The following is a 13,427-nucleotide window of genomic DNA, read 5'->3' as shown; positions in this document are numbered from 1 at the left end:
CCTTCGCTCGCATAGATGGGCGAGGGGCGCCCTCCGCCGGAACACGCGACGGGGTCTGGCGGACCAGGAGCGCGCGCTCACTTCGTGCCGGGCAGCGGCGCCTGCCCGTCGTCGTAGACGAGGTGCTCGGAGACACGACGCACCCCGTCGGTGGGCCGGTGCTCGGGCGTCCGGCCGTCGTGCATGAGGTGGCGGACGGCGGTCCGGCGGACCAGCACGACGTGGTCGGCGACGAGACGGCGGTGGCAGCGCCACCACACCGACTCCGAGCACAGGATCGCGGTCGGCTCCGCGCCGGCGAGCAGTGCGGTGACGGCGTCGCCGAACACCGCTGTGCGCATGTGGGCGGCGTAGCCGGCGAACGAGCGGTCGCGCAGCGCGGTGTCGGGTGAGTCGGCCGGTCGGCTCCGTCGGCCGCCGAGGCGCTCGTCCCAGCGGTAGGCGACGCCGTGGTCGGCGAGCACCGGCGCCAGGGCCTCGCGGGCGACCGACGGGTCGCGGCGGCTGCCGGGATACCGGCGGACGTCCACCACCGCGACGACCCCCGCGTCGACGACGAGCCGCGCGAGCGCAGGCCCGTCGAGCGTGCCGTGGCCGACGGTCCAGAGGCTGCCCACGCGTGGGGAGTACCCAGTGTTCCGGGCACCGGGAGGACCCTCGCGCCCCGCCGCCGCCCGTGATGGGCTCTCGGGCATGGTGACGGTGCGCGAGGCGTCCCTGGCCGTGCTGCGCGGCCACGGCATCACGACGATCTTCGGCAACCCGGGCTCGACCGAGCTGCCGATGTTCCGCGACTTCCCCGACGACTTCCGCTACGTGCTGGGCCTGCAGGAATCGGTCGCGGTGGGCGCGGCGGACGGTTACGCGCAGGGCACGGGGCGCGCGGCGCTGGTGAACCTCCACTCCGCGGCGGGCGTGGGGCACGCGCTGGGCAACGTGTTCACCGCCTTCCGCAACCGCACGCCGCTCGTGCTGGTCGCGGGGCAGCAGGCGCGCTCGCTGCTGGTGGGCGAGCCGTTCCTGTTCGCCGAGCGCCCGGCCGAGTTCCCCGAGCCCTACGTCAAGTACAGCCGGGAGCCGGCGCGGGCCGCCGACGTGCCGGCGACGCTGGCGCGCGCGATCCACGTCGCCACCACCCCACCCTGCGGGCCGGTGCTCGTCTCGGTGCCGGTCGACGACTGGGACCGGCCCGCCCCGCCGGTCCCCCCGCACACCGTGGTGGGGACGGTCGCGGGCGACCCGCAGGCGCTCGCGGACCTCGCCGACCGGCTGGCCGGCGCCGGCGCGCCGGCGCTCGTCGTCGGCGGGGAGGTCGACCGCGACGGGGCGTTCGACGACGTCGTCGCCCTCGCCGAGCGCCACGCCGCGCGCGTGTACGTCGCGCCGATGTCCCCGCGCTGCGGCTTCCCCGAGCGCCACCGGCTCTTCGGCGGCTTCCTGCCCGCCGCGCACGACGGCATCCGGGCCGCGCTCGACGCCCACGACCTCGTCGTCGTGCTGGGCTCGCCGGTGTTCCCGTTCCACACCGAGGGCGCGGTCCCTGGCGATACCGCGGTGCCCGACGGCACGACGCTGGTGCAGCTGACCGAGGACCCGGCGCACGCCGCGTGGACGCCGGTGGGCACGTCGATCGTCTCCGGGGTTCGCCACGGGGTGCGCGCGCTGCTCGCCGGTCCGACGCCGCCCCGGCGCCCGCTGCCCGCGCCCGGCGCGTCGGTCGCCCGGGTCGCCGCCGACGGGGACGTGATCACCGAGGCACTGCTGCTGCAGACGCTCGCCGACCTGCGGCCCGCCGACTCGGTGGTCGTCGAGGAGGCACCCGCGACCCGCGGGCCGATGCACGCCCACCTCCCGTTCGACCGCGCCGCGAGCTTCTACACGTGCGCCAGCGGCGGCCTGGGCCACGGGCTGCCCGCAGCGGTGGGGATGGCGCTGGCGCGCTCCGAGCGGGTGGTGGCCCTGGTCGGCGACGGGTCGGCGATGTACGGGATCCAGGCGCTGTGGTCGGCCGCGCAGCTCGGTGTGCCGCTGACCGTCGTCGTCGTGCACAACGCCCGCTACCGCGCGCTCGACCAGTTCGCCGAGCACTTCGGCATCACCAAGCCCGTCGGCACCGCCCTGCCGGGTCTCGACTTCGTCGCGCTCGCCGCCGGCCAGGGCGTCGCCGGCGTGCGCGTCGAGCGTCCCGCCGAGCTCGAGCCCGCCCTCGCCGGGGCGCTGCGCTCGGCGGGGCCGGTGGTGCTGGACGTGGTCGTGGCCTGACAGTTCAACTGTCGGTCGGCATGTTCCGCAGCTCGACCGGGCTGGACTTCACCACCGCCGTCACCGTGGCGGCGTGGTCCTGCCAGATCTCGAGCACGCGGTCGAGGTCGGCGACGTCGCGGACCTGCACGCGCATGAGCAGGCAGTCCTCGCCGGTGATCTTGTGGCACTCGACCACCTCGGGCTGCCGGGCCGCGAGCTGCTCGGAGATCTTCCCCTGGCCGAGGGCCGGCCGTACCCGCACCCACGCGGCGATCGGGTAGCCGAGCGCGGCCGGGTCGATGTCGAGGCGGTAGCCCCGGATGACGCCCGCCCGCTCGAGGCGCTGGACCCGTTCGGTGACCGCCGGCGCCGACATCCCGATGCGCCGGCCCAGCGCCGACATGCTCTGGCGGGGGTCCGCCTCGAGCTCCGCGAGGATGCGCCGGTTGGTCTCGTCGAGGAGCTTGTCGTTCTCCAGGCGCTGGGCGCCACGGGCTTCGGATACTGCAGTCATGTCGTCACTATCCCCGTGAGTTCCCCATGGAGTCCAGCGCTGCGGCCTTCGAGAATTGTCCCCGTCGGTGAGGCGAGGGGACGGGAGGGCGAGCAGCGTGAGCTCACACCACGGTCGTGAGCGTGGAGGCCCCGGCGCCGAGGGAGTCCCAGGCCTCGGCCAGCCGGGCGACGGCGTCGTCGAGGGCGTCGGGGGAGAGGGTGTAGGGCAGGCGCAGGTACTGCTCGAACGCGCCGCCGGTGGCGAACCGCGGACCGGCGGCGAGGTGGACGCCGAAGCGGCCGGCCGCCTCGACCAGGGCGCTCGAGCGGGGAGCGCCGAGGTCGACCCAGAGGCTGAAGCCGCCCGAGGGGTGGGGCACGCGCCACTCCGGCACGGCCTCGGCGAGGGCGGCGCGCAGGTGGTCGCGGCGGTGCGCCAGCACCCGGCGGCTCTGCTCCACGAGCTCGTCGAGGCGCTCGACGAGGCCGACGGCGACGAGCTGCTCGAGCACCGGGGTGGAGATGTCGTCCGACGACCGGGCGGCCGCGATGCGGCGCAGCAGGGTCCGCGGGGCCCGCAGCCAGCCGATGCGCAGGCCGCCCCAGACCGTCTTCGAGAGGCCGCCGGTGGTGATCACGGGCGTCCCGCCGGAGCCGGCCCAGGCGCCCAGCGGCGGCGGCACCGGGGTGTCGAGCCACATGTCCCGCAGGCAGTCGTCGACGACGAGGGTGACCCCGTGCCGCCCGGCCGCGGCCACGACGGCCGCCCGCGTCTCGGGGGCCATCACCGCGCCGGTCGGGTTCTGGTGGTCGGGGACGAGGTAGCCGAGCGTCGGCGAGGACGCCCGCATGGCGGCGGCGAGGGCGTCGAGGTCCCAGCCGGGACGGCCGGTCGCCGCGTCCTCGACCATCGCGACCGGCACGGGGCGCGCCGAGACGTGGCGACAGAGGTCGATGGCGCCCGGGTAGGTGGGCTGCTCGATGAGCACGCGGTCGCCGGGGCGGACGAGCGTGCGCGCCACGAGGGAGTGGGCGTGCTGGGCGCCAGCGGTGATCATCACCTCGTCCGCCGAGGTCCGCAGGCCCTGCGCGGTGAGCCGGGCGGCGACCGCCTCGCGCAGCGCGGGGAGCCCGAGGACGTCGTAGCCGGTGCTCGCGAGGTGGGTCGGCAGTTCGGCGAGCGCGCCGGCGGCGGCCGCGGTGACGGCCTCCATGGGCGCCCAGGGTGCGGCGTGCGCGAGGTCGACGACCGCGCGTCCGGGGGCCTGCGCGGCCGGCGTGCCCATGGGCGCGAAGGGGGCGAAGCCGGTGGCGCCGACGTGCAGCGCGCCGTCGAGCGGTGCCGGGGGCGCGCCCGGGCCGGACGGGCGTGCCGCGGGGACCGCCGTCCACGTGCCCGAGCCGCGCCGGCGCACGAGGTGGCCCGCCTCGCGCAGCTCCTCGTAGGCGGCCGCGACCGTGCCGCGCCCGACCCCGAGCGCCGCGGCGAGCTCGCGCTCGCTCGGCACGCGCGTGCCCACCGCCAGGCGGCCGTCGGCGAGCAGCGAGGTGACGCGCGCGGCCAGGGCGGCCTGCGCGCTGGCCCCGGGGCCACCGCCCTCGCGCCAGCCGGCCAGGAGGCGCGCGAGGCTCCCGGCGCCGAGGTGGTCGTCCATGCCGCCGAATTCTGCCACTTCTGCCACTAGCTCTGCCACATCTCGCGAAGTGGCTCTGGCAGGAACTGCCACTACGAGCCACTGTCGAGGACAACCCAGCCACTCCGGAGGAGGAGACCCATGGCCACCATCCTGTTCATCGTCCTCGCGATCGCGGCCTTCCTGGCCGCCACGCGCTACACCACCGACTCCCGGGCCACCGGGGACCCGACCGGGCGCGACCCCGCCTGGTCGTCGGCCCCGAGGCGTGAGCACACCCCCGCGCGGGACATCGACCTGGGCCGCGCCCTGGCGGCCCGGTGGGCCGCCTACCTGCGGCTCTGCGACGTCTACGAGCGCGAGCTGCGTCCGTGGGAGACCCAGCAGGCCCCGGCCGCGCCGGAGCGAACGCGTCGTTCGCTCGCCTAGAAGCAGCGAACAGCGCGTTCGCTGCGCACCACGAGAGTCAGAGCCGGGCGGCCGCGGCCTCGTCGAGCAGCCACAGCGTCCGCTCGGCGCCGCGCAGCCCCGCGATCGGGATGTCGACCTCGGACGCGCCGCCGTGCGCCCGCGCGAGCGCCTCGGCCTTGCCGTCGCCGGTCGCCACCAGCCAGATCTCGCGGGCGTGGCGGGCGGCCGGAAGGGTGAGGCTCACGCGGGTGGGCGGCGGCTTCGGGCAGTCGCGGACCCCGACGACGCCGGCCGCGGCCGCGTGGACGGCGGGGGAGTCGGGGAAGACCGACAGCACGTGGCCCTCGGGCCCGCAGCCCGCGAGCAGCACGTCGAACGCGGGGATCGCCCCGCCGCCGCCCCCCAGCCGCGACGCGGCCGCCGACAACGTCTTGGCGTAGGCGTCGGCGGCGAGGTCCGGGTCGCCCCCGCCGGCGTCCTCCGGGGCGTCGGCCGCCGCCATCGGGTGGACGCGCGCGGGGTCGAGGGGCAACTTGTCGAGCAGCGCCTCGCGGGCCTGGGCGTCGTTCCGCTCGGCGTCGCCGGCGGGGACGAAGCGCTCGTCGCCCCAGAACACCTCGACCGCGCCCCAGTCGACGTCGTCGCGCCGGGAGGACGCCGCGACCTCGCGCAGCATCGCGATCCCGATCCCGCCGCCGGTGAGCACCACCGACGCCGACCCGCGCGCGGCCTGGGCCCCGGCGAGCGCCGTGAGCAGACGGTCGGCGGCCTCGCGGGCGGTCGTCTCCTCGTCGGCGTGGACGACCACCTCGGGCGTACCCATCAGGCGCTCACCTTCTTCGACGGCCGCGAGCGTCCGGCCGGCACGGCCTCGAGCGCCTCGGCGAAGATGTCGTCGGGGTCCAGGCGGCGCAGCTCCTCGGCGAGGCACTCGCGGGTGGTGCGCCGCGACAGGGCCACGCGACGGTCGGGCTGCCCGGGCTGGGAGAGGACCGCGCTCTTCGCGTCGAGGCGCCGCAGCTCCACCGGCCCGCTCGGGCGCTCGAGGCGCACCGTGGCGATCTGCCCGCCCTGCCCGCCGGGGACGTCCTCGGTCTTCCGGCTCACCGGGCAGCCCAACCGCGAGGCCAGCCAGCCGGCGAGCAGGTCGGTCGACGCCGAGTCCGCCGCCCCGGTCACCGACGCCGCGGTGATCCGCTCGTGCGGCGGCTGGTCGAGCGCCGCGGTGACCAGCGCCCGCCAGCTCGTGATCCGGCTCCACGCGAGGTCGGTGTCGCCGGGGTGGTAGCGCTGACGCAGCTTGCCCAGCGCCTTCGACGGCGACTTGGCCTGCGCGACGTCGGTGATGCGGCGCCCGGCCACCGACCCGACCGGGTCCTCGGCGGGCACCGCCGGCGCCTCGCCCGGCCACCACGCCACGATCGGCGCGTCGGGCAGGAGCAGCGGCACCACGATCGCACCGCCCTGGTCGGCCAGCGGCCCGTACATGCGCAGGACGATGACCTCGCTCGCGCCCGCGTCGCCGCCGATGCGGATCTGCGCGTCGAGCCGGGAGGCGGCGCGGCGCACGCCGCGCGCGAGGACGAGCACGCGGCAGGGGTGCTCGCGGCTGGCGTCGTTCGCGGCCTGGATCGCCGCCTCGGCCTCCGGGCCGTCCTCGGTGATGATGATCAGCGTCAGCACGCGCCCCAGCGCCACCGCGCCGGCGCTCTCGCGCAGGTCGACCATCGTGCGGTTGACCGCCGACGTGTCCGTCGACGGCAGGTCGACGATCATGTGTCCCTCTCCCTCATGGACGCCGCCAGACGCGCCCGGTTCGCTCGAGCAGGACGTCGGCGGACCGCGGGCCCCAGGTGCCGGCCGCGTAGCTGTCGGGCGTGCCCTCGCGGTGCCACTTCGCGATCACCGGGTCGAGGATCCGCCAGGACAGCTCGACCTCGGTGTTGGTCGGGAACAGCGAGGGCTCGCCGAGCAGGACGTCGAGCAGCAGACGCTCGTAGGCCTCGGGGGAGGCCTCGGTGAACGCCGTGCCGTACCCGAAGTCCATGGTGACGTCGCGGACCTCCATGCCCGAGCCCGGCACCTTGGACCCGAACCGCAGGGTCACGCCCTCGTCCGGCTGCACGCGCACGACCAGCGCGTTCTGGCCGAGCTCCTCGGTCATCGTCTGGTCGAACGGCAGGTGCGGGGCCCGCTTGAACACCACGGCGATCTCGGTGACGCGACGGCCGAGGCGCTTGCCGGTGCGCAGGTAGAACGGCACGCCGGCCCAGCGGCGGGTGTTCACCTCGCAGGTGATCGCCGCGTAGGTCTCGGTGACCGAGTCGGGCGGGAAGCCCTCCTCCTGCTGCAGGCCCTTGACCTCGGTCGAGCCCTGCCAGCCGCCGGCGTACTGCCCGCGGGCGGTGGTCTCGTCGATCGGCTCGGCCAGCGTCGTCGCCGACAGGACCTTGATCTTCTCCTCGCGCAGGTCGTCGGGCGAGAAGGAGACCGGCTCCTCCATCGCCGTCAGCGCGAGCAGCTGCAGCAGGTGGTTCTGGATGACGTCGCGGGCCGCGCCGATGCCGTCGTAGTAGCCGGCGCGCCCGCCCACCCCGATGTCCTCGGCCATCGTGATCTGCACGTGGTCGACGTGGTGGGCGTTCCAGATCGGCTCGAACAGCTCGTTGGCGAACCGCAGTGCGAGCAGGTTCTGGACGGTCTCCTTGCCGAGGTAGTGGTCGATCCGGAAGACCGAGTCCTCGGGGAAGACGTCGTTGACGATGCCGTTGAGCTCCTGCGCCGAGCGCAGGTCGTGCCCGAAGGGCTTCTCGATGACGACGCGGCGCCACACGTCGCCGTCGTCGTCGGCGAGGCCCGAGCGCGAGAGCTGCTTGCACACGGTCGGGAACGCCGACGGCGGGATCGACAGGTAGAACGCGTGGTTGCCGTTGGTGCCGCGCTCGGCGTCGAGCTCGGCGACGCAGCCGGCGAGGCGGTCGAAGGACTCGTCGTCGTCGAACGTGCCCTGCACGAACCGCAGCCCCTCCGACAGGCGGTCCCAGACCTCCTGGCGGAAGGGCGTGCGGGAGTGCTCGCGCACCGCGTCGTGCACGACCTCCGCGAAGTCCTGGTCGGCCCAGTCGCGGCGGGCGAACCCCACGAGCGCGAAGCCCGGGGGGAGCAGGCCGCGGTTCGCGAGGTCGTAGATGGCCGGCATCAGCTTCTTGCGGGCCAGGTCACCGGTCACGCCGAACAGCACGAGGCCCGAGGGCCCCGCGATCCGCGGGAGGCGCTTGTCTCGCGCGTCCCGCAGCGGGTTGATCCACGCGTCGTGCCCGTGGACCCCCGTGTGCCCCGACCCGAAGGTCACCGACTCACCGCCCTCACCGCGTTCGCGAGCGCCACCAGCCCGGCGGCGCGGTCCGCCAGGTGCAGCCGCAGGACCGGGCGCGGCGTGCCGCCGTTCTTGGCCGCCGCGAGCACCCCGGCGTCGCCGCGGGCCTGCGCGTGCTCGAGCGTGCCGAACGAGAACGGCTGCCCGGGGATGGCCAGGTCGTCGGCCACCGAGCCCGTGATCTGCAGGAACACGCCGTTCTGGTGCCCGCCCTTGTGGTACTGACCGGTCGAGTGCAGGAACCGCGGCCCCCACCCGAACGTCGTCTGCAGCCCCGTGGCCTTGGCCAGCTCCGGGCGCAACGTCGCGAACGAGGCGTCGTCGAGCCGGTCGAGGTAGGCCTGGATCGCGATGTAGCCGTGCTCCGGCGCCGCGTCCACCAGCGCATGGATCGCGTCGATCACGGTCTCCGGCGTCCCGAGCCAGCTCGCGTCGCCCGCCGCCCGGATCTCGATCGGGCCGTCGGTGACGATCGGGGCGTCGTCGCCCGCGGCGTCCCCGGACCCCTGGGTCGCGGACGTGAGCAGGTCTCGGGTGGCCTGCTTGGCCGACTCGACGTCGGGCTGGTCGAACGGGTTGATGCCGAGGAGTCGCCCGGCGAGCGCGACCGCGTGCTCCCAGAGCAGGAACTGACCGCCGAGCGTGCCGGTGACCGACACCTGCGCGCCCGAGCCCGCCGGCCCGATCGCCACGGCGGTCGCGTCGCTGCCGTGGTCGCCGAAGCCGGGCGCGTCCGCGTCCTCGACGACCACCGGGAGCAGGCCGGTGCCCTGCTTGCCGGTGGACTCGGCGATGAGCTGCTCGGCCCAGTTGCCGAAGCCGACCAGGCCGGAGCCGGTGTCGGCCAGCACCACCTTCTCCGCGCCGGCGCCGTGCGCCGCCGCCATGGCCGCGGCGAGCCGGATCGCGGGGTTGTCGGCGCTGTCGCGCGCGAGCTCCGGGGCGACCGCGGCCGCCTCGTCGAGCAGCTCACCGACGTCGACCCCGGCCAGCGCCGAGGGCACGAGACCGAACGCGGTGAGCGCCGAGTAGCGCCCGCCGACGCCCGGGTCGGCCTCGACGAGCTGGCGGTAGCCCTGGTCGAGGGCGAGGTCGGCGAGCTGCGTGCCCGGGTCGGTGACGACGACCATGCGCGACGCCGCGTCGATGCCGTTGGCCTCGAAGATCTCGGCGAACACCCGGCGCTGGCTGTCGGTCTCCACGGTGCCGCCGGACTTCGACGACACGACGAGCACCGTGCGCGACAGGTCGCCCGCGAGCGCGTCCGAGACCTGCATCGGGTCGGTGGTGTCCAGCACGACCAGCGGGAACTCCCCGCCGATCGACCCGCCCGAGCGGGTCGCGCAGATGACCTCGGGCGCCAGCGACGAGCCACCCATGCCCGCGAGCACGACGCGGTCGACGCCGTCGTCGTGGAGCCGGCGGCGCAGCTCGGTCAGCTCGTGGACCAGCGGCCGGGAGGTGTTGTGCAGCAGCGTCCAGGCGAGCCGCTTCGACGCCTCCGCCTCGGCGTCCGGGCCCCACAGCGTGGGGTCCTGCCCGGCGAGCTTGGATGCCGCGGCGTCGCCGACGAGCTTCTCCACGAGCGCGTCGGCGGCGTCCGCGAGCCCGGGGTCGACGATGTCGACCCCGACACCGCCGCTCACTGCGCCTGCTCCGGGCTCCGGCGGGTCAGCTGGTCGGACACGGTGGCGGTGAGCTCCTGCCAGGAGTCGTCGAACTTCTGCACGCCCTCGTTCTCGAGCGTCAGGTAGACGTCGTCGACGTCGACGCCGACGTGCGCGAGCCCGGCGAACACCTCGCGCGCCGCCTCCTCGGTGCCGCTGACGGCGTCGCCGTGCAGCTCGCCGTGGTCGGCGAAGGCCTGGAGCGTCGCCTCCGGCATCGTGTTGACGGTGTTCGGCGCGGCCAGCTCCGTGACGTAGAGCGTGTCCGGGTAGGCCTTGTTCTTCACGCCGGTCGAGGCCCACAGCGGCCGCTGGGCCTTGGCGCCGGCGCCCTTGAGCGCCGCCCACCGCTCGGTGCCGAACACCTCGAGGAAGGCCGCGTAGGCCAGGCGGGCGTTGGCGATCGCCGCGGTGCCGCGCAGGTTCAGCGCGGCGTCGGTGCCGATGGCCTCGAGGCGCTTGTCGACCTCGGAGTCCACGCGCGAGACGAAGAACGACGCGACCGATGCCATCGACGACAGGTCGTGGCCGTTGGCGCGGGCCTGCTCCATGCCGGCGAGGAACGCGTCCATGACCTGGCGGTAGCGCTCGACCGAGAAGATCAGCGTGACGTTGACGCTGATGCCCTGGGCGAGGGTCCGGGTGATCGCCGGGATGCCCTCGACGGTGGCCGGGATCTTGATCATGAGGTTGGGCCGGTCGACCGTCTTCCACAGGTCGGCGGCCTCGGCGACGGTGCCCTCGGTGTCGTGGGCCTTGCCCGGGTCGACCTCGAGCGAGACGCGGCCGTCGACGCCGCCGGTGCGCTGCCACACGCCGCGGAAGACGTCGCAGGCGCGACGGACGTCCTCGGTGGTGAGCTCGCGGATCGCGTCCTCCACCGAGGCCCCGCGGGCGGCGAGCCCGTCGAGGTCCTCGGCGTAGTGGTCGGCGTCCGCGAAGGCGCTCGCGAAGATCGTCGGGTTGCTGGTGACGCCGACGACCTCGTACTCCTCGATCAGCGAGGCGAGGTTGCCGGACTCGATGCGCTGGCGGGACAGGTCGTCCAGCCAGACCGAGACGCCGGCCGCGGAGAGGTCGGCGAGGGGGGTGTTGCTGGCCATGGGGTCCTCCTCGGACTGCGGACCGGGATCAGGAGCGCTCGGCGCGCTCGGCGGCGCGGGCGAGCGAGCGGCGTCCGGCCTCGACCACGTGCTCGGTGGTGAAGCCGAACTGCTGGAACAGCGTCTTGTAGTCGGCGCTGGCCCCGAAGTGCTCGATGGAGACGCACTCGCCGTCGTCGCCGACGAACTTGTGCCAGGACTGGGCGACGGCCGCCTCGACCGAGACGCGCGCCGTGACCTCCGGCGGGATGACGTGGCGGGTGTACGAGCGGTCCTGCTCCTCGAACCACTCGACGCAGGGCATGCTCACCACACGGGTGGGAACGCCCTCGGCCTCGAACACCTTCCGGGCCTCGACGGCGAGCTGGACCTCGGACCCGGTCGCGATGAGCACCAGCTGCGGCTGCCCGCCGCTCGCGTCGGCGAGGACGTAGCCGCCGCGGCCGACGCCGTCGGCGTCGGTGCCCTCGAGGATCGGCAGGTTCTGCCGGGTGAGCGCCAGCCCGGCGGGGCCGGTCGGGTTGTCGAGGATGTGGCGGACGCACGCGGCGGTCTCGTTGGCGTCCGCCGGGCGCACGACCGACAGACCCGGCACCGCGCGGAGCGACGCGAGCTGCTCGATCGGCTGGTGCGTCGGCCCGTCCTCGCCCAGGCCGATCGAGTCGTGGGTCCAGATGTAGGTCGTCGGCAGCTTCATCAGCGCGGCGAGCCGGACCGGCGGGCGCATGTAGTCCGAGAAGATCAGGAACGTGCCGCCGTAGACGCGGGTGCCGCCGTGGAGCGCGATGCCGTTGAGGATCGAACCCATGGCGTGCTCGCGGACACCGAAGTGCAGGGTGCGGCCGTAGGGGCTCATCTGGCCCCACATGTTCGTCGAGACCGTCGACGGCCCGAACGAGTCGGCGCCCTTGATGGTCGTGTTGTTCGACTCCGCGAGGTCGGCCGACCCGCCCCAGAGCTCGGGCAGCACCGGGCCGATCTCGCCGAGGATCTTCTGCAGCGCCTTGCGGGTGGCGACGGGGTCACCGCCGGCCTCCCAGGTCGGGAGCTTCTCGTGCCAGCCGTCGGGCAGCTGGCGCCGCGCCATGCGCTCGAGCAGCGCGCGGCGCTCGGGGTTGGCGTCCGCCCAGTCGGTGAACTGCTTGTCCCACTGCTCGTGGGCGGCCTTGCCGCGCTCGCCGACGGCCCGGGTGTGCTCGAGGACGTCCTGGTCGATGTGGAAGTGGACGTCCGGGTCGAAGCCGAGGATCTCCTTGACCGCGCGGACCTCGTCCTCGCCCAGCGCCGCGCCGTGCGCCGCCCCGGTGTTCATCTTCTCCGGCGCGGGATAGCCGATGATCGTGCGCAGCGCGATGAAGCTCGGGCGGCCGGTCTCGGCCTTCGCGTTGGCGAGCGCCTCGCGGATGCCGACGACGTTCTCGCCGCCGCGCACCACCTGGGTGTGCCAGCCGTAGGCCTCGTACCGCTTCACCACGTCCTCGGACAGGGCGACGGTGGTGTCGTCCTCGATCGAGATGTGGTTGTCGTCGTAGATCACGACGAGGTTGCCGAGCTGCTGGCGACCGGCGATCGACGACGCCTCGGCCGTCACGCCCTCCTCGATGTCGCCGTCGGAGGCGATGACGTAGATGACGTGGTCGAACGGGCTCTCGCCCTGCGGCGCGTCCGGGTCGAACAGCCCGCGCTCGCGGCGCGCGGCCATCGCCATGCCGACCGACGACGCGAGGCCCTGGCCCAGCGGGCCGGTCGTGATCTCGACGCCGGGCGTGTGGCTGTACTCCGGGTGGCCCGGGGTGGCCGAGTCCCAGGTGCGCAGCTCCTGCAGGTCCTGCATCTCCAGGCCGTAGCCGGCGAGGAAGAGCTGCAGGTAGAGCGTCAGGCTCGAGTGCCCGGCGGACAGGACGAAGCGGTCACGGCCCTGCCAGCCCGGCGCCGACGGGTCGTGGCGCATCGTGTGCTGGAAGAGCTCGTAGGCCAGGGGCGCGAGGGCCATCGCGGTCCCCGGGTGACCGTTGCCGACCTTCTGGACGGCGTCGGCGGCGAGCACGCGAATGGTGTCCACGGCCTTCTGGTCGAGGTCGGACCAGTCGTCCGGGCGATGCGGCGTCAGGAGCGCCTGGATCTCGTCGGGGTCCTCGCTCGCGGGCTGCGTGCTGCTCACATCGGTGGCGGTCACGAACCGTGCCTTCCTGCGCGTGTCGTGCGCCGTGGGCGAGGCCACGGCACGTCGGTCCTTGCCCGGGCTCCGGCGTCGGACGGCGGCGTCGCGCGACCGTGTCGCCCCGGTCCGGGCGATGCTCCCACGGGATCGATTCGGGTCCGCACCACGGCGGCCCGGACCTGCGTCGATCCTCCGTCATGACATCGCTCTGCGTATACCCTCCGCGCCCCGCACGGACACCGGACACCTATGATCGCGGCGTCGTGGGACGGGCGGTCCCGACCGCGTCACGAGCCCGTGACGTGGCGGACACCGCACCGCCCGGGGGAGGCCCCC

Annotated in this window: 11 protein-coding genes; 2 read left to right on the top strand and 9 right to left on the bottom strand. The window is 74.6% G+C overall.

The annotated features are described in order from the left end of the window. Positions 1 to 77: 77 nt before the first annotated feature. Positions 78 to 617: a DUF488 domain-containing protein gene (locus ACYX4T_RS06005; protein ID WP_476013654.1), complete on the bottom strand. Its 540-nt coding sequence runs from the start codon at positions 615 to 617 to the stop codon at positions 78 to 80. 76 nt (positions 618 to 693) lie between these two features. Here ACYX4T_RS06005 and mdlC point away from each other — a divergent pair, with 76 nt between their 5' ends. Then, positions 694 to 2,262, top strand: a complete 1,569-nt coding sequence (gene mdlC / locus ACYX4T_RS06000) for a benzoylformate decarboxylase (RefSeq protein ID WP_476013653.1) — start codon at positions 694 to 696, stop codon at positions 2,260 to 2,262. A gap of 4 nt (positions 2,263 to 2,266) precedes the next feature. Here the strand turns inward: mdlC and ACYX4T_RS05995 are convergent, their stop codons facing one another. Together ACYX4T_RS05995 and yczR are read right to left on the bottom strand one after the other, a co-directional pair. After that, positions 2,267 to 2,758 (bottom strand): Lrp/AsnC family transcriptional regulator, encoded by a 492-nt coding sequence (locus ACYX4T_RS05995; protein ID WP_476013652.1) that lies wholly within the window; start codon positions 2,756 to 2,758, stop codon positions 2,267 to 2,269. Positions 2,759 to 2,861: 103 nt separating this feature from the next. Next, on the bottom strand, positions 2,862 to 4,394 hold the full coding sequence (yczR, locus tag ACYX4T_RS05990) for a MocR-like transcription factor YczR (protein WP_476013651.1): 1,533 nt from the start codon (positions 4,392 to 4,394) through the stop codon (positions 2,862 to 2,864). Positions 4,395 to 4,514: 120 nt separating this feature from the next. On the opposite strand from yczR, the gene ACYX4T_RS05985 reads away from it, so the two are divergent. Beyond that, positions 4,515 to 4,802: a hypothetical protein gene (locus ACYX4T_RS05985; RefSeq protein WP_476013650.1), complete on the top strand. Its 288-nt coding sequence runs from the start codon at positions 4,515 to 4,517 to the stop codon at positions 4,800 to 4,802. A 37-nt stretch (positions 4,803 to 4,839) separates the two neighbouring features. Here ACYX4T_RS05985 and pgl read toward each other — a convergent pair whose 3' ends face one another. Genes pgl through tkt form a run of 6 tightly spaced genes read right to left on the bottom strand, consistent with a single transcriptional unit; the run spans position 4,840 to position 13,052 of the window. Then, positions 4,840 to 5,607 (bottom strand): 6-phosphogluconolactonase, encoded by a 768-nt coding sequence (gene pgl / locus ACYX4T_RS05980; protein ID WP_476013649.1) that lies wholly within the window; start codon positions 5,605 to 5,607, stop codon positions 4,840 to 4,842. Next, entirely contained in the window at positions 5,607 to 6,560 is a 954-nt protein-coding gene (locus ACYX4T_RS05975) for a glucose-6-phosphate dehydrogenase assembly protein OpcA (RefSeq protein ID WP_476013648.1), read from the bottom strand. Before ACYX4T_RS05975 ends, pgl begins: the two co-directional genes overlap by 1 nt. A 13-nt stretch (positions 6,561 to 6,573) precedes the next feature. Further along, the gene (zwf, locus tag ACYX4T_RS05970; protein ID WP_476013647.1) at positions 6,574 to 8,136 is read right to left on the bottom strand and encodes a glucose-6-phosphate dehydrogenase; all 1,563 of its coding nucleotides are present in this window, start codon (positions 8,134 to 8,136) and stop codon (positions 6,574 to 6,576) included. Next, a complete protein-coding gene (locus tag ACYX4T_RS05965) occupies positions 8,133 to 9,806 on the bottom strand; it encodes a glucose-6-phosphate isomerase (protein WP_476013646.1) in 1,674 nt (557 codons plus the stop codon). The genes zwf and ACYX4T_RS05965 overlap by 4 nt, the downstream gene beginning before the upstream one ends. After that, complete coding sequence (gene tal / locus ACYX4T_RS05960) at positions 9,803 to 10,930, bottom strand: transaldolase (RefSeq protein WP_476013645.1); 1,128 nt, start codon at positions 10,928 to 10,930, stop codon at positions 9,803 to 9,805. Before tal ends, ACYX4T_RS05965 begins: the two co-directional genes overlap by 4 nt. Before the next feature lie 28 nt (positions 10,931 to 10,958). Beyond that, the gene (gene tkt, locus ACYX4T_RS05955) at positions 10,959 to 13,052 is read right to left on the bottom strand and encodes a transketolase (protein WP_476015194.1); all 2,094 of its coding nucleotides are present in this window, start codon (positions 13,050 to 13,052) and stop codon (positions 10,959 to 10,961) included. Positions 13,053 to 13,427: the final 375 nt, after the last annotated feature.

The sequence above is a fragment of the Actinomycetospora sp. ABD4_176 genome, from assembly GCF_056311855.1.
Note: the sequence above shows the minus strand (reverse complement) of the source record. Positions and strands in the feature narration are given on the sequence as shown.

What these genes read in the sequence shown, in the direction of transcription:
- mdlC (WP_476013653.1), top strand. Translation starts at nt 694, where the DNA reads ATGGTGACGGTGCGCGAGGCGTCCCTGGCCGTGCTGCGCGGCCACGGC.
- ACYX4T_RS05995 (WP_476013652.1), bottom strand. Translation starts at nt 2,758, where the DNA reads ATGACTGCAGTATCCGAAGCCCGTGGCGCCCAGCGCCTGGAGAACGAC.
- yczR (WP_476013651.1), bottom strand. Translation starts at nt 4,394, where the DNA reads ATGGACGACCACCTCGGCGCCGGGAGCCTCGCGCGCCTCCTGGCCGGC.
- ACYX4T_RS05985 (WP_476013650.1), top strand. Translation starts at nt 4,515, where the DNA reads ATGGCCACCATCCTGTTCATCGTCCTCGCGATCGCGGCCTTCCTGGCC.
- pgl (WP_476013649.1), bottom strand. Translation starts at nt 5,607, where the DNA reads ATGGGTACGCCCGAGGTGGTCGTCCACGCCGACGAGGAGACGACCGCC.
- ACYX4T_RS05975 (WP_476013648.1), bottom strand. Translation starts at nt 6,560, where the DNA reads ATGATCGTCGACCTGCCGTCGACGGACACGTCGGCGGTCAACCGCACG.
- tal (WP_476013645.1), bottom strand. Translation starts at nt 10,930, where the DNA reads ATGGCCAGCAACACCCCCCTCGCCGACCTCTCCGCGGCCGGCGTCTCG.